We start from the raw sequence: 16653 nt of genomic DNA, 5'->3' as shown, positions 1-16653 counted from the left end.
TACAAAATCATGCAAATTCAATATATTGCATGAGCCATGTAGGCCTGATAAGACGCGTAAGCGTCGCATCAGGCAATGAATGCCCGATGCGACCAGCTTCTTATATCAGAACAGCCCCAACGGTTTATCCGAGTAGCTCACCAGCAGACACTTGGTTTGCTGATAATGCTCCAGCATCATCTTATGGGTTTCGCGTCCGATGCCCGACTGTTTGTAGCCGCCAAACGCCGCATGTGCCGGGTAAGCGTGATAACAGTTGGTCCACACGCGCCCGGCCTGAATGCCACGCCCCATCTTATAGGCCAGATTACCGTTACGACTCCAGACACCAGCGCCCAGGCCATATTGCGTGTCATTCGCCAGCTCCAGCGCCTCTTCCATCGTTTTGAAGGTGGTCACCGCCAGCACCGGGCCAAATATCTCTTCCTGGAACACACGCATATTGTTCTGACCAAACAGAATCGTCGGTTCGAGGTAGTAGCCGTCTTTCAGTTCGCCTTCCAGCAGCTTACGCCGCCCGCCGGTAAGCACATCCGCCCCCTCTTTTTTACCGATATCAATGTAATTGAGGATGGTTTCCAGTTGCCCGTGAGAAACCTGTGCGCCCATTTGCGTCACGCTGTCGAGCGGGTTACCGCTACGAATGCTTTCAACACGACGGATGGCGCGTTCCATAAAGCGTTCGTAGATAGACTCCTGCACTAAAGCACGGCTCGGACAGGTACAGACTTCGCCCTGGTTGAAGGCGAACAGTGCAAACCCCTCCAGCGCCTTATCGAAGAAAGCATCTTCTTCATCCATAACATCGGCAAAGAAGATATTTGGCGACTTACCGCCCAACTCCAGCGTCACCGGAATAATGTTCTGCGTGGCGTACTGCATAATCTGCTGACCGACTTCCGTTGAGCCGGTAAACGCCACTTTGGCGATACGTTTTGAGGTCGCCAGATATTCACCGATTTCGCCGCCCGCACCGTTGACCACGTTCACCACGCCTGGCGGCAGTAAATCACCGACGATCTCCATCAAAAGCAACACTGAAAGCGGGGTAAGTCGTGCGGGTTTTAGCACCACGCAGTTGCCCGCCGCCAGCGCGGGAGCCATTTTCCAGCTCGCCATCAGCAACGGGAAGTTCCACGGGATAATCTGCCCCACCACGCCTAACGGTTCGTGGAAGTGATAAGCCACAGTTTCGCTATCGACTTCACTGATCCCACCTTCCTGCGCCCGAATACACGAGGCGAAATAGCGGAAATGGTCAATCGCCAGCGGCACATCGGCAGCACTGGTTTCGCGGATGGGCTTGCCGTTATCCCAGGTTTCTGCCGTCGCTAACAGTTCGAGGTTTTGTTCCATTCGATCCGCAATCTTAAACAGAATCGCCGCGCGATCCTGCACCGAGGTATGCGCCCATTTGTCTTTCACTTTATGCGCGGCATCCAGCGCCAGATCGATGTCGCGTTTGCCCGAAGACGCCACTTCGCACAGTAGCTGCCCGGTCACCGGCGTCAGGTTCTGGTAATACTCGCCGTCGGCGGGTGCTACCCATTCGCCGCCGATAAAGTTGTCATAGCGAGCTTTTAACTTGAGGGGGAAACCATACTCGCCGGGCTTAATCTGTGCTGAAGGGGGATTGTTGGTCATGGTAGTCTCCTTGCGGTGTGAGGTATAACAAGGGTAGACGTGACTGGCGAAATCTTCGCCAGCGGGTGATAGCTTTACGACAGCAATCACGAATTTACGGGCAAGGATTACAGAGATAGTTAAAAAAGCGGCTGACAATTTGCCAGCCGTTGTGGGAATGATGATTACATCGCAGCGCGATAAATCGCCACAATTTCTTCGTGAGTTGCCTGAATCGGGTTAGTAAATCCGCAGGCATCTTTCAGAGCATTGGTCGCCAGTACCGCGAAATCTTCTTCTTTCACGTTCAGATCGCGCAGACCTGCCGGAATATCGACTTTCTTCGCCAGTTCGCGGATAGCGTTAATGCAGGCTTCTGCACCTTCCGCGTCGTTTTTACCTGTCACGTTCACACCCATTGCAGCAGCGCAGTCACGCAGACGTGCGGCGGCTACTTTGCTGTTGAATACCTGAACGTGCGGCAGCAGAACGGCGTTACATACACCGTGCGGCAGATTGTAGAAACCGCCTAACTGGTGCGCCATCGCATGAACATAACCCAAAGACGCATTGTTGAACGCCATACCGGCGAGGAACTGGGCATAAGCCATCGCTTCACGCGCTTTCGCATTGCTGCCATCTTGTACGGCTAACGGCAGGTTTTCGGCAATCATGGTCACGGCTTTCAGTGCGCAAGCGTCGGTGATCGGCGTGGCGGCAATAGACACATACGCTTCGATAGCGTGTGTTAAGGCATCCATACCCGTTGCGGCGGTCAGTGACTTCGGCATACCGATCATCAGAGAGGAGTCATTGACAGAAAGCAGCGGAGTCACGTGTTTATCCACAATCGCCATTTTGATATGGCGTGCTTCGTCAGTAATAATGCAGAAACGGGTCATTTCAGACGCAGTACCCGCCGTGGTGTTGATGGCGATCATCGGCAACTGCGGTTTTGCAGAGCGGTCAACGCCTTCGTAATCGCGAATATCACCGCCGTTGGCTGCCACCAACGCAATGCCTTTCGCACAATCGTGCGGAGAACCACCACCTAAGGAAATCACGCTATCGCAATTATTTTCTTTCAGCAGTTTGAGGCCTGCGGCGACGTTTTCCGTAGTTGGGTTAGGCTGGGTGCCATCATAAATAACGCTAAAAATATTGCGTTCTTCCAGTGCTTTTTGCACATCGCCCGCCATACCTAATTTCGTTAACATATTGTCAGTAACAATTAATGTACGGGTAAAGCCATAGTCTGCCATCATATTCATTGCATCATTCAATGAATCAGCGCCGATGACATTCACTGAAGGAATAAAAAAGGTTGAAGCTGCCATAAAACACTCCTGGAAGAGTAAAAAGGGCTGGCAGATTACAAAGTATTTTCATTCGGAAATATGATCGACATTACCGTTTATTAAAATATTTTTAATAAAAAGCACGTTACATTCATCAAATAACGTGCTTCCTTAATATTAATAAGAATTTTGTATTAATTCATATTTATTATGAATTAATCATTTCCTTATTTTTCGGGAAATAATAATGCATCGCGCAATAAATGATCATTTCCACGACGCCGCGTAAAGCCAATACGGTCAAAATATTCCAGAATCTGAATTGCCAGCTTTCGGCCTACACCTAAGCGATCGCGGAAATCCGCCGCGCAGGTTGAGCCACATTCCTGATCGAGATCGCGGATCATATTGGCAAATTCAACAATCCGATCATTACGGTAATAACGATCTTTGACGATCGCCGTAATTATCCCCTGCTGCGCCGCCTGGCGTAGTGTCAGCCGCATTGCCTGCTCGTCGGTTCCCGTCTCTTTTGCCAGGTCACGCACCCACCACGGCTCGTCACCAAACAGCGGCTCTGCTTTTTGCCAGATGGCCTGCTGCTCTTCGCTGAAGCCCGCTTTGTGATCCGGCAGATGCAGCCAGCCGTGGTGGCTGTGGATATCGCCGCTTTCGCGCATCTTTTCAATCAACAACAGTACCAGAGCTTCATCTTCCATCGGCAACGCCATACGCCGCAGGCGCTCGCGCCCCGGACCTGGTTCGTCGCGATGCTGCTCATGATAAGCCGCTAATGTGTCGAGGATTTTCCGCTGCCAGCGGGCGGCAACCGGCGCATTCAACAAGCTATAACCAGCCTGAATATAGCCAGGCTGTTGCAGCAGTTCGCGCATCCCTTCGCCGTTGAGCTGTCTCGCCCAGGCGAAATCGGCAAGATTCACCGCTCCGCGTTCCAGATGAACCGTCAGTGCGTCGGCATCGCTTTGTGTGCGTGCAAGAGACGCCAGCCATTGCAGATATTCCGGCTTACGCTTACCGCGACGCGGCGGGTTAAGCATCACCACACGCGCCCCCGCCAGCGTGTTGCGAGCCGAGATATCGCGCAGCACTATGCGATCGTTATCCGCCAGCCACAGAGGCGTGTCGAACACCAGCTCGGCAAGGTTATCTTCCAGCAGCGAAACGCGCCCCGTAACGTGGCTGGCGGCGTGGTGAATATGCAGCGGCTGCCACTGGGTCAACGGTACATGAGTTTGTAGCTCGACAATCACCCGCGTGAACGGCTCCGGCGGCGCATCGGCAAGCAGCCAGTCGCCACGGTTAATCTGTTCTTTCTCCGCATCACCGGCGATGTTAAGCGCAATACGTTGCCCGGCATGGGCGGTTTCTGTTGGTTGATTTTGCGCATGGAGAGCACGCACGCGCATCGGCTTATTTACACCAGTCAGCCATAGTGAATCGCCTACCTTCACTTCCCCGCTTAACGCCGTACCAGTGACCACCAGCCCGGCACCTTTTACGGTAAAAGCGCGGTCGATAGCGAGGCGGAAAGTATGTTGGCTGGCGTGTTCACGTTCAGGCAACTGAAGCAGATGTTCGCGCAGGGCATCAATTCCCCGACCTTCGGTTGCTGCGGTGACAAACAGTTTTGCCTCAGCAAAACCGTATTCCCGCAGCACCTGCTTTACCTGACGTTCAACCTCATCAACACGCGCTTCGTCCACGCGATCGGCTTTAGTCAGCGCCACTGTCAGCATCGGGTTACCGGTAAGCTGCAAAATCGCCAGATGCTCACGGGTCTGCGCCATCACACCGTCATCGCAAGCCACCACCAGCAGCGCGTGATCGATACCACCCACGCCCGCCAGCATGTTGGAAAGAAACTTTTCATGACCGGGAACGTCGATAAAACCAGGCACGCGCCCATCTGGCTGCGGCCAGTAGGCATAGCCGAGATCGATAGTCATTCCGCGCTTTTTTTCTTCCGGCAGACGGTCGGCATTTACGCCAGTAATCGCCTGCAATAAGGTTGTTTTGCCGTGGTCAACGTGTCCGGCAGTCGCAATAATCATTTCAACAACATCTCCATAAACCGTTGCTCATCTTCAAGGCAGCGTAAATCCAGCCACAATCGTCCGTCATAAATACGACCAATCACCGGCACCGGCAATTCACGCCAGCGGGCGGCTAATGCCTCAAGGTGGCTGCCACGTCCGTCATGGGGTGTAAACGTTAATGCCGCGCTCGGCAGGCGATCAACCGGCAGCGAACCACTGCCAATCTGCGAAAGACACGGCATAACCTGTACCGCAAACTCCGCGCCGTAATGTGCGGCAAGGGGAGCCTGTAAACGTTGCGCCTGGATTTGAATAACCTCTGCACTGCGAGTAAGCAGACGCAGGGTCGGTAATTTTTCGCTCAGTGCTTCGGGGTGCAAATAAAGACGCAGCGTCGCTTCCAGCGCCGCGAGGGTCATTTTATCCGCGCGTAATGCACGTTTCAGCGGATGGCTTTGCAGGCGGGAAATCATCTCTTTCTTACCAACGATGATCCCTGCCTGCGGCCCGCCTAACAACTTGTCGCCGGAGAAGCTCACCAGGCTGACGCCCGCTGCAATCAACTCCTGCGGCATCGGCTCTTTCGGCAAACCGTACTGGCTAAGATCGACCAGCGAACCACTGCCTAAATCAGTCACTACGGGAACATCCAGCTCTTTGCCGAGCGCCACCAGTTCCGCTTCATCTATCGCTTTGGTGAACCCCTGAATGCTGTAGTTACTGGTATGTACTTTCATCAACAGTGCGGTATTTTCATTCACCGCCTGACGATAATCACTGACGTGCGTGCGGTTGGTCGTCCCCACTTCGTGCAGGGTACAGCCAGCCTGACGCATGACGTCAGGGATACGAAACGCGCCGCCGATCTCCACCAGTTCGCCACGAGACACCACCACCTCTTTACCGCTGGCAGTGGCCGCCAACATCAACAATACCGCCGCCGCATTGTTATTGACGATACAGGCATCTTCCGCCCCCGTAATGCGGCACAGCAGTTGCGCCAGCGCGCGATCGCGATGCCCGCGTCCGGCGTCGTCCAGATCGTACTCCAGCGTCACCGGCGAACGCATAGCCTGCGCAACGGCTTCCACCGCTGCTTCCGCCTGTAAAGCTCGCCCAAGATTGGTATGCAGTACGGTTCCCGTCAGGTTGATCACCGGACGCAGCGCGCTCTGCGCTTCTTTCGTCAACCGGGCATCGACTTCTTGCGCCCAGTTCTCACACCACGCGGGCAGCGTCTGGCTGTCACGAATCACTTCTCGCGCTTCGTCAAGCATCTGACGCAGCAATTCCACCACGCGGGTGTGACCATAAGTATCACGCAAAGAAAGGAAGGAGCTATCGCGCAATAAGCGATCAATAGCCGGAAGTTGACTATAGAGGGAACGCGTTTCGGTTGTCATAGGAAACCTGGCTGATCAAGGCCCTCTCACACGGAGAAGGGCGTTTAACATAACCACGGATTGTAACGTGAGATGGGTCAGGAGGACATATCGCGCATCAAGCCTTTGGTGGTTCGGTGCGGGCAAAACTTTCGCGGCTAAACAAGTTTTCGACCAGTTTGACTAAGTGTGGGCGGTCAACACACCAGCCCGGCGCAACGCGGCGGAAATTGAGATATCCGACGGCACAGGCAATAGCGATCGTCGCCAGATTGACCGTATCGGTTTTGAGCGTGCCATCGACCAGATATCCTTCCAGCACATCCAGACTGCGGTTGATTTTCTCCCGCTGGCGTAACAATTCATCTTCAGACTGCTGCGCCGCCGGACGCGCCTGTTCGCGCACCGACACCAGCCCGGCATCCATAATGCCATCTGCCAGCGCCTCAATTTTGCGCACTCGCAACGACTCCAGCGGATCGCGCGGCAACATCGCCGGAGCGACATTCATTAATTCAATATATTCAGCGATGATCGGCGAATCAAACCAACATTCGCCCTCTTCGGTCACCAGCACCGGCACTTTCCCTAACGGGTTAAATTGCGCCACGCCGTTGTCCGCGTTATAGGGCAGTTCATTAATAAATTCGAAAGTTATGCCCTTTTCTAACAACAGAATAGAAAGTTTGCGTACAAACGGGCTGGTGTAGCTACCGATAAGTTTCATGCCATGTCCTTTGTATTAACAAAATATGAGTATGACCCAGGGTTAAAAAAAAGGCAGATGTTATTGATATGAGTGTGATGACAAACACAAGATGACCCGATACGTACGCATATCGGGTCTTGTAGATGAAACGATCTTTTTAAATATCAGAATGAATAGCGGATATTCGCATTGATAGCATTATCGACGTTGTACTTACCGAATGCTGATTTCTCAACGGTCAGGCCGATACGGGTATTGTCTTTAATGCGTGTATCAATCCCAATATTGGCTAACATACGACCATCTTTACCGTTGTACATCGTGGACTCACCAGCAAAATCACGGTAAGTGGTGGTGCCAGAATTCCGCAGGTCAAATTGATAACTTAAACCTGCCTTCGCTGTAACCTGCCAGTCGTGCCCATCCAGCGTTTTTCCAAACTCCACTCCAGTACGACCAATCAAGGGTTTTGCCGTTTTACGTTGCATGCTGATATCCATTCCGTTGTATTGCCAGTCAAAGGTATTACCTGACAACGTGCCGTAGACAAGCTCAACCTGCGGTTCAATAAACACATCAGGTTTCCACTGATAGCGCCAACCGGTTTCAGCCCCTAAATACCAGGAGTGGGCAGTATCGTCTGCCTTACCAAGTCCCAATGTTTGCATTGTGTAATCGTCACGATGATGGACATATTTTCCGACCACATCAATATACAATCCTGAATCAAACAGGGTGGATGCGTATAAACCGCCGCCTACAGAGCGGGTTTTCCCCTGGTAACTTTCGCCACTGGCTTTGCTGTCAGTAACAGTCATCATGATACCTGTAAAAAGATCACCTCCATCAAAGTGATGTTTTTTGTCGGCACCAATTTGCAGATGCATATGGCGATCAGAGAATCCCCCCTCGCCTGAACCAGAAGTGGTCATAAACCGTGCCCAGGCACCGGCTTCTCCTTGTGTATCGCGTAGATCACCCATACGTCGGTTAAGGTTATTCACCTCAGATAAGAAGTTCCTGTAACGGATATCCATAAAACGTTGACTTTCATTGAGTGCAGCATTATTACGCTGAACATCGAATCCTTTCAGACGCCACTGTGTGGCACCATCAGTATTTACCACCTCAACATCAGGAGTCATTGAGTGAAAACCCATCTGTTGAGGCACAGTTTTAAACGCCTGAGTATTGTTGGTTCCATTTTCTGCCGTGATCAACGGAATATCACCGACAGACATTTCGTTAAGCGGTCTGGTCGGTTTTACATACAGAATATTGTTCTCTGCGATTAACTTATCGAGAACCGTAATATTGCTGCTGGTTTTACCATCGGTGGTCATCACAAGCTGGCTGTTAGATAGTGCCAGATTTTGCATTTGAGAAGACGAGTTAAGCTTCCACAATGTCTGGTCAATACTAACATTGGCCCCAGGTGCGTTGATATCACCGGAATAGTAGATGCCTGATGAAGTACCTTGGTTCGTACTAACACCAATATTAATGGTCGCATTTGAGCCGGCAGTAATATCACCACTCATCATCGTACCGGAACCAACATTCAACGTTGATCCAGAACCTTGCAAATCCCAGGCTGCCGCTGAATAAAACGCTGGCGTCGTCGATTGTTCATTCAACAAAGAGAGGGTAGTCCCTGAACCGAGCACAACATTGTCATCCGATAGTAAACCAGCCTTGCTTGTAAGCTGTGCATTATCGGTGAGTGTCAGTGCCGAACGGGTCAACGTACTGTACTCACTGATAGTTGCACCAGGGGAAGATACATTTATAGTACTATCCGTACTATTTATTCCACCCGTAAAAAATTCATTAATATTTAAAGTAGAGTTATTGGTCAGAGATACATTTCCATAAAATGTACTTTTATCTGAGTCCTTTGTCGCTTTTGATTGACCTTGTTGCGGAATAACCTGTACTTTCTTTTCATTACTGTCATTCAGATCAATATAGACATCTTCACTGCCAAGGGTGACAGATGAGTTATCTGCACTAATATCAGTAGTGAGCTGCGCATTTCGTCCAAGATAAAACGAGGTGTCTTTCAGAACAAGAGACTTCATACTGAATTGTCGAGTCTCCCAATCATCCTGTGTAAATGACACTGGTTGTGTTAATACTGAGTCATCTCCTAGTTTTTTGAGAGTATTTGCTACTGACTGACTAGTCACCGCATGAGGAACAGGATGCCCCTGAAAAAACAATTTTCCACCATTTTGTTCAAAATTATCATTTATATTTATACCACCATCAACAATAAAATCACCTGAATTATTGGTGGCGTTATTTGTCACAGACAAATCATTCTTAAAATTCCCATGATAAATAGTTGCTGTTTTTTCATTTAACGAAAGTGTCAGTCTGGCCAACCCGCCATTACTTGTAATAATTGCACCGTCATCAAAAGCATTTAATTTGTGGAAAGTCAGATCATTCCCATTAATATCAAGCGTACCTCCACGATATCCCCAATAAATATTATCTGGGTTAACCTGATTTTCATCAGAAAGAATTACAGTAGGGCGACCACTAACAAGAGATACCCTACTAAAAGCCTGAACTTTCCCCTCGCCATCGGGTCTCTGAGCCAGAATAACTGTGCCATCACCAGTATTCAGGCTTCCACCATTAATCCCGGAGCCATCAATTTTCAACGTCCCCGTGCCTAATTTATGCAGCGCATCTCCTGACACGCCGTTGACCTGCCAGTCAACAACGTGTCCATCATTGACAATGATACCGCCCCCAATCCAGGTCTGATCATCCAGCGGTTTCACCACATAGTCATCATTAAAAGTTAGCGCCCCAGCCCCCTGAGTCACCGAATTTTCTAAAACAATTGTACCGTCTCCAGAAAATTCCAGATTTTTCCCATAGTTGAGATTTGAGCCTATCTGACCATGCATGCCCCAGGAATTATTTCCCTGAACTAACTGACCTATTCCTGTAGTACTGTCGAAAGTCCAGAGAATATCCCCGCTCCCGGCCTCACTGGTAACAGGTTTATCAGTATCAGCATTTATATTTGCGGTGATTTGCGCTGTTGGTATAACAACATACCAGTTGGTACTCCCTGTAGTTCCTGCATACGCACTGAGTACTCCCACAAGAACCCATTTATTTAGAGTTGTATCCCATCCAAATAGCGGTGAACCACTGTCACCGGGGGTCCCATAAGACGCAAGGGCACCATTGCCAGCATTTGTCACAAATGACCAGTCTGAGATTGATGGCGTAGGAACAATCCCCCCAGTAAGATAACTATAAGCACCGTTCAGAGTATAATATCTTTGTTTATTTTTATATATTTGTGTCCCTGTACCTATCCTGTAGAAGGCTGGAAATCTGTTTACATTTTTATATGTTCCCTTGGCTGTTCCTGCACTAGTGACCTCTACAGGAACCACATCTGTTACCAGTTTATTTAACCTCGGTGTATGGAAATCTCTCGCTGAGTAGTTATTTCTGTCTACTAATTTATAATTACTCGTACCAAACCGTACACTACTATAGCCACCATTATGCTTCACACTGACGACATACTGTGGATCAACAAGCGTGGCAACGCCCAATAGCCTATCCACAGATGAAAAATCAGGCATTGGCGCTTTATTTAACGTAGTTACTAATGTTCCTGAGTTATTAAACAACTCAATACCTTCCGTTCCTGGAATAAAGCCACCCTTATTTTCGGCAAAGTCTCGATACACCTGGTATGGAAGCAAGTTATTAACAACAGATGCTTCTGCAGCAGTCATGCCAACCAAATGCGACATGGCTGCAGAAAGAAAAACAGTTATAGCATTTATTTTTCTCATATATTATATCCAGCGATATATAAAATAACAGAATGCTTGATAGCTTCAAGAAAGCACAGTGTAAACCAGAAATTTCATACAAATAAGAAAAAATATACAATAGAATAAGAATATATCATTTATAGCTATTTTTAGACGTATCACACGATTCTTTTATTTCAGACAAGGAGGCTGTATACAAAATGCAATATTGCTTCGTAGTTCTCACTCTTCTTCCACACATTAATATGCATCGAAAGCAATTCAGTGACAGCAATATCTGTGTATTCAGCAAGTTTCAGAACTTTGCTGCATTATTCTAGTGACAGATACTTATGCGGCTTCCTGCTGGTTGCTACTGTTTTTGCCATGTGAGCCATGCATATCCACTATCGCCAATCTCGCCAAGAGCTATTTCTGTCTCCTGGTATGTAATAACCATCATCCCCATAACTAAATTTAACTCTTTGATAGTTACCATTATACCTAACGTTGACGAGATACTTGTAGGGAAACAAGTTTAGTCTCTTGTAAGGTTTATTGAGCTGAAATCGATATTGAGAAGGGTTAGATACCATGACGATGGCTATCATTTTTATCACGTATAGGAATATTTTCCCCTCGGGGGAGCTTTCCTGATTTTTACAAAATCACGATACTTTTGTAATTATATCGAGAATTAGCGATTAACTATTCACATAGTTCTCCAGTCACAAACACAAGATACATCTTCTCCAAAAATATAGTTAATAACAATAAAAAAATAAACGAACAAGATAGTGCTACTCACTTAAGAATGGTCAAATTTGCTCACAATCTTCCACTCAATTCCATATTGTGATGCTTTATTATCGTAAAAAAATATTTTTTCCACAAAGACAACACTCTCAAAAACAAAATAATATTTAAGGGCATATTGTTCAAAACAAATTTTTAAATAGAATACCAAACTGCAAGCATAAATGTGTTTCACTCGTTAAAAAGCTTGCCATCTTATTTATATTATTTTTTGCTACTTGAGGTTATTGAAATGAAAAAAAGCCTGATCGCCATCACCATTTCATTATTTGTTGGTAGTTCTGTTTCCGCTATCGCAGCAACACCAGCATCAGGTACTCAAATTGGCAGCGGTACATTAGCTGTAACTGGCTCTACAGGAGAATCTGCATGTTCAGTATCTTTCCCAACATCAGTTACGGTGCCAAGCTTTTCAAAAGCTGATTTTAATGCAAAGTCTACAAGGGAAGTTATCACATCTCAAAATGCGGGCAATATTACTTTCACTGGGTGTAGTGGCCAGTCGGTTAATCTCAAAGTAACTGCAAGCAATACAATTAGCGGTAATGGTTATATTGCATACCCTGTAGTCAATGGCAAAACACAAGGACAATATGGAGTGGTTGTTGGTCTTGAAAAGGACAGTGTCTTTCAATACATTCAGATAAATAGAGATGATGCTAATTTCCAAAATATTACCGTAGGAGACGATAATTACTCTATTCCTGTAACCGTAAGCTCATATAAAATGGGAACTAACTCCGCCGACATTAGCTATGGCACTTACAACGTTAACTTCGTATTCACTGCCACATATGCATAATTAAAAACAAAGCATGGCTATTTTTAATAGTCATGCTTTTTAAGGTGATCGTATGAAATTTATAAAACTGATACCTTTAATTACCATATTATATTCCAGCATCGTTCTCAGTCAAGGCAGTGGAGTAAACTTAGCATCAACGCGAGTTATTTTTGATTCAATGAAAGAAAACTCCTCATTAAAAGTTCAAAATAACTCTAGCAATAGTTTATGGCTTTTAAGATCTTGGATCTCTACTTACGATGATGATAAAAAAGTGACTAATTTCATCATTACGCCTCCTTTATATAGAATTCAACCATCAGAGAGTTTTCAGTTACGTATAAATAAACTGGATAATACACTTCCAGAAGAGAAGGAATCAATTTTTCGAATAAATGTATTGGCTATACCACCACAATCCATTGATAATAAAAACTCAGGATTACAATTCGCCATAAATAATCGTATTAAACTTATTTATCGTCCACATAATTTAAACATCCCTGAAAAAGTTACTAATGCTTATAAAGAACTACAGTTTTTAAACTCGACAAATCAGGTTAAGGTAAAAAACCCAACTCCATATTATATCACTATGGATGATGTGAAAATAAATGGAAAAAAAGTTACATCAATAAATGACTTTATGGTTGCGCCATATTCAACATTAACTATTCCAGAAAAAAATGCGAAAACATTGAATTATACAACAATCAATGATTATGGTGGAAAAACGCCAACTCAACACATTAAGTTTTAATACTTACTTTGATAGCTTAATCGGGGGGACAGTTTGAAATATCCAATAAAAAAATCATTATTATTGATAAGAATCACACTTCTATTTCCGGCGTTCAGTTGGGCCACTGTTTCTCCCGTACCTGGTAGCAATGGTGGATACTCATTTAACCCCGATTTTTTGCAACTATCAGACGGTGAGAATGCAAAAAATATCGATCTCAATTATTTTGCAAATGCAAGTGGTGCTGCGCCTGGACAATATACCGTTGATGTAATCATAAATGGAGAGTTGGTTGATAGCCAGGTAAAGATAGGTTTTACTGCACACGAGAATAAACTCACTGCCACACTAACTCCACAACAGTTAGAACGCTGGGGGATTGATATTGATAAGATACCTGTATCTACCCACTCTGCTTATCTGCAAAATATTACGCAGATTATTCATGGAGCTACAGAAAACTTTGATACAAATAATCAGAAGTTAGTACTAAATATACCACAAAGCTACCTCAAGCCTCAGGATTGGTTAAGCACACCGCCACATCTCTGGGATCGGGGTATGCCCGCACTGATGATTAATTATCTATTTAACGGAATGAAACAAGATAATAATGGCTATAGTAGTCGTAGCCAGTTTTTATCCCTGGACAGTTCACTGAACCTTGGTGGATGGCGCCTTCGCCATAATGGAAACTGGTCAACAAATTCATATAATAAAGAGAGCCACTGGCAACCCGTTAGTGTTTACCTACAGCATGACTATTCTTTCCTGCAGGGTGGACAATTTATTGTAGGTCAGACCTCAACGGATGGTGAAATATTTGACAGCTTTCCTTTTGAAGGGGTTCGGTTCTCATCTGATGACGGGATGATTGCGCCTGAATTAAGCCAGTATAGCCCTGTTGTTCGTGGTATTGCTTATTCGCAAGCGCAGGTATCCGTTAAACAGAACGGTGTTGTCATTTATCAGAAAAACGTTCCACCTGGACCGTTTGAATTACGTGATTTCAACCAAATCTTCTCCGGCGATCTGGAAGTAGAAATCCGTGAAGCAGATGGTAGTATCCGTCATTTTACTCAGACGACAGCCGTTTTACCTGTTCTTCAACGTCAAGGACGATTACGATATAACTTGGCATTTGGGAAATATCGCCCAAGCTCTACTTTCAATAGTAGTGTGACTGAGCCTCATTTTATTCAATCTTCGGCAGCAATCGGATTACCTGATGAATATACATTTTATGGTGGAGGGATTAAAGCAGATAACTATTCAGCACTCCTACTAGGTATAGGTAAATACTCCGATTTTTGGGGAGCATTCTCCCTAGATATCGCCCACGCTCGCTCGCAATTTTCTCAGCGTTATAAAGATCTCGGTAACCAACAAGGACAATCTTACCGCTTTATGTACTCACGTGGTTTTGGTGAGACGAATACGACATTAAATATTACTGGCTATCATTATGCCACCCGTGGTTACTACGATTTTGATGAGTTACAACAAATTCAATCGGGATACGTTGATGACAGAAATATAAACAGCTATCACCAACGTTCACGTATATCAACAACGATAAATCAAGACATTCAGGATTGGGGGCAACTCTATCTTTCAGCAAGTAAAGATCAGTACTGGGATACAGCTGATGGATATAATCTATCTGCAAGTTATTCACCCCCATTTCGCTATATCTCAGCAATGTTATCATTCGGATATAACAAAAGCCCGTACTACCACAAGCCAGATAGGTCTCTATTTCTATCTATTTCGGTGCCACTCAATTCATTACTGAGTGGAAATAACAACCTATTCTTAACCAGTAATACCATTACGAATAATGGCCAGATTCAACAACAGGTTGGATTAAGTGGTTCTACACAGGGCGGTGAATTTACCTATGCTGTTGCGCAAGGCTGGCAGAATCAAAACAAAGGAAAATTAGGAAATGTCAACCTTAACTATCTAGGGCCATATGCGCAAATGAGCGGTGGTTATGCCTGGCAGCAAAAAGCAAGGCAGTGGACATACGGAATTGGCGGCGGTATTGCGTTGCATCCACATGGCATAACCCTTTCCCAGCCATTAAGCCTGAACAGTGCTAGTGCTCTGGTTCAGGCTCGCGATGCTGCCAACGTGAGAGTATTGAACGGCTCAGGTATTTACACGGACTGGCGTGGATATGCTGTTGTCCCTTATTTGAATCCTTATAACCGAAATCAAATTTCGCTTGATGTAAATAGTGCTAAGGATAACATCGAGCTGCTAAATACAGATGTTACGGTTATTCCTGCTCGAGGAGCCTTGGTTTCCGCTCCGTTTAAAGTTAATGTAGGGAATAAAGCAATGATCACCTTGATACAGAAGAATGGTAAACCGGTGCCATTTGGTAGCCTAGTGACGTTAGATTCTGAAAATAGTACTAATAGTAGTATTGTGGCCGATCAGGGGCAGGTATACATGTCTGGGTTACCAGAAGAGGATATGCTTGTTGCACAATGGGGAGATGACCCCTCTCAACAGTGTAAGGCAAACTACAAATTAAAAAATAAAAAAGGGAAATTCAACGAACTTACTTTGCGATGCCAATAGCTGATTACTTATTAGACGAATAACCCTACATGTATGCTGAGGAATCCCCAGTAGCAGACGGGTAAAAAAGGACGGGCATAGTGTTTTGTGATCTACTGGTTTTGCTAACAATTTAGGGAGCTCACCTTTATGCCCGTTCGCTTTTTATGCCAGAAGTTTTTCCGTAATAATTTGGCTCCATTTTATCAGTACCACCAGCGTGTAATTCCTGACGCCACTGCTGCACTCAGTCAGGGCGCATCCCCATCCTTACCAGTATTGGACGCTATCTGCCCAGTAATGCTCAGTTTAAAAACAAGCTTAAGCACATCGCTGGCGGCAACACAGTTCACATCATGTAATAGCCTCAGTCGGAATAATTTGAAAACCAACCAGCACCTTAGTTTAAGACAACGCCCACTTACGTAGGTAGTATCAACCCCCTCCGCATAACCTCGTCCATACAGCCCCAGACTGTTCGTATGACTAAGAAAATTGTCCGCATTTATTTAAATATTGAAATTTACATAGCAGTATGTATATGAAAGGCTGTTGTTATGCGACGATCTATGTGAAAATAGTTTCCATATACTGAATTTACTACATAAAAAAAATAACAATCATCACTATAATTTAGATTGGTAAAATGCGTCTTATGTTTTGCAGAATGGGCATCTTATCTGCACCCCAAATACATACCAATTCAAAAATTGTGATTCACTATGTAGACTAGATAGGCGCATCATATCAGATTTTTTTTGTATGTTGCCAGTTTCAAAATTATTTCACCTAGTTATTACAGTTTTTTTATCAAATTTTATTATTTTTTATGTGGATATTAAAAGTAGTTTATTTTATAGTTTCCTCATAATCA

Annotated in this window: 9 protein-coding genes; 3 read left to right on the top strand and 6 right to left on the bottom strand. The window is 45.7% G+C overall.

What is annotated here, in order from left to right:
• Positions 1 to 105 precede the first annotated feature (105 nt).
• From aldB to EQY_RS0116395, 6 genes are all read right to left on the bottom strand, one after another.
• Positions 106 to 1644, bottom strand: a complete 1539-nt coding sequence (aldB, locus tag EQY_RS0116420; protein ID WP_000183978.1) for an aldehyde dehydrogenase AldB — start codon at positions 1642 to 1644, stop codon at positions 106 to 108.
• 164 nt (positions 1645 to 1808) lie between these two features.
• Positions 1809 to 2960, bottom strand: coding sequence for an L-threonine dehydrogenase (yiaY, locus tag EQY_RS0116415; RefSeq protein WP_000741505.1), 1152 nt, complete (start codon positions 2958 to 2960; stop codon positions 1809 to 1811).
• Between the two features lie 188 nt (positions 2961 to 3148).
• Positions 3149 to 4993, bottom strand: a complete 1845-nt coding sequence (selB, locus tag EQY_RS0116410) for a selenocysteine-specific translation elongation factor (protein ID WP_000582477.1) — start codon at positions 4991 to 4993, stop codon at positions 3149 to 3151.
• The gene (gene selA, locus EQY_RS0116405) at positions 4990 to 6381 is read right to left on the bottom strand and encodes an L-seryl-tRNA(Sec) selenium transferase (RefSeq protein ID WP_000206252.1); all 1392 of its coding nucleotides are present in this window, start codon (positions 6379 to 6381) and stop codon (positions 4990 to 4992) included. Before selA ends, selB begins: the two co-directional genes overlap by 4 nt.
• A 97-nt stretch (positions 6382 to 6478) precedes the next feature.
• Positions 6479 to 7087 carry a glutathione S-transferase gene (locus EQY_RS0116400; RefSeq protein WP_000766696.1) on the bottom strand — a complete coding sequence of 203 codons (609 nt, stop codon included), beginning with the start codon at positions 7085 to 7087 and terminating at the stop codon, positions 6479 to 6481.
• Between the two features lie 146 nt (positions 7088 to 7233).
• Positions 7234 to 10905: a S6 family peptidase gene (locus EQY_RS0116395; RefSeq protein ID WP_001226802.1), complete on the bottom strand. Its 3672-nt coding sequence runs from the start codon at positions 10903 to 10905 to the stop codon at positions 7234 to 7236.
• Positions 10906 to 11914: 1009 nt separating this feature from the next.
• On the opposite strand from EQY_RS0116395, the gene EQY_RS0116390 reads away from it, so the two are divergent.
• From EQY_RS0116390 to EQY_RS0116380, 3 genes are read left to right on the top strand one after another with little or no spacing between them, the layout of a single operon-like run.
• Positions 11915 to 12484 (top strand): type 1 fimbrial protein, encoded by a 570-nt coding sequence (locus EQY_RS0116390; protein WP_000749067.1) that lies wholly within the window; start codon positions 11915 to 11917, stop codon positions 12482 to 12484.
• Between the two features lie 52 nt (positions 12485 to 12536).
• Positions 12537 to 13226, top strand: a complete 690-nt coding sequence (locus EQY_RS0116385; protein ID WP_000668730.1) for a fimbrial biogenesis chaperone — start codon at positions 12537 to 12539, stop codon at positions 13224 to 13226.
• Positions 13227 to 13259: 33 nt separating this feature from the next.
• Positions 13260 to 15800: a fimbria/pilus outer membrane usher protein gene (locus tag EQY_RS0116380; RefSeq protein ID WP_024212622.1), complete on the top strand. Its 2541-nt coding sequence runs from the start codon at positions 13260 to 13262 to the stop codon at positions 15798 to 15800.
• The last annotated feature ends 853 nt before the right edge of the window (positions 15801 to 16653 follow it).

The organism is Escherichia sp. TW14182 (assembly GCF_000208525.1).
GTDB classification, from domain to species: Bacteria; Pseudomonadota; Gammaproteobacteria; order Enterobacterales; family Enterobacteriaceae; genus Escherichia; species Escherichia ruysiae.
Note: the sequence above shows the minus strand (reverse complement) of the source record. Positions and strands in the feature narration are given on the sequence as shown.

Bases quoted from the DNA above. Each gene is read 5' to 3' on its own strand.
- EQY_RS0116400 (WP_000766696.1), bottom strand. From the start codon at position 7,087: ATGAAACTTATCGGTAGCTACACCAGCCCGTTTGTACGCAAACTTTCT.
- EQY_RS0116385 (WP_000668730.1), top strand. From the start codon at position 12,537: ATGAAATTTATAAAACTGATACCTTTAATTACCATATTATATTCCAGC.
- selA (WP_000206252.1), bottom strand. From the start codon at position 6,381: ATGACAACCGAAACGCGTTCCCTCTATAGTCAACTTCCGGCTATTGAT.
- yiaY (WP_000741505.1), bottom strand. From the start codon at position 2,960: ATGGCAGCTTCAACCTTTTTTATTCCTTCAGTGAATGTCATCGGCGCT.
- selB (WP_000582477.1), bottom strand. From the start codon at position 4,993: ATGATTATTGCGACTGCCGGACACGTTGACCACGGCAAAACAACCTTA.
- aldB (WP_000183978.1), bottom strand. From the start codon at position 1,644: ATGACCAACAATCCCCCTTCAGCACAGATTAAGCCCGGCGAGTATGGT.
- EQY_RS0116390 (WP_000749067.1), top strand. From the start codon at position 11,915: ATGAAAAAAAGCCTGATCGCCATCACCATTTCATTATTTGTTGGTAGT.
- EQY_RS0116395 (WP_001226802.1), bottom strand. From the start codon at position 10,905: ATGAGAAAAATAAATGCTATAACTGTTTTTCTTTCTGCAGCCATGTCG.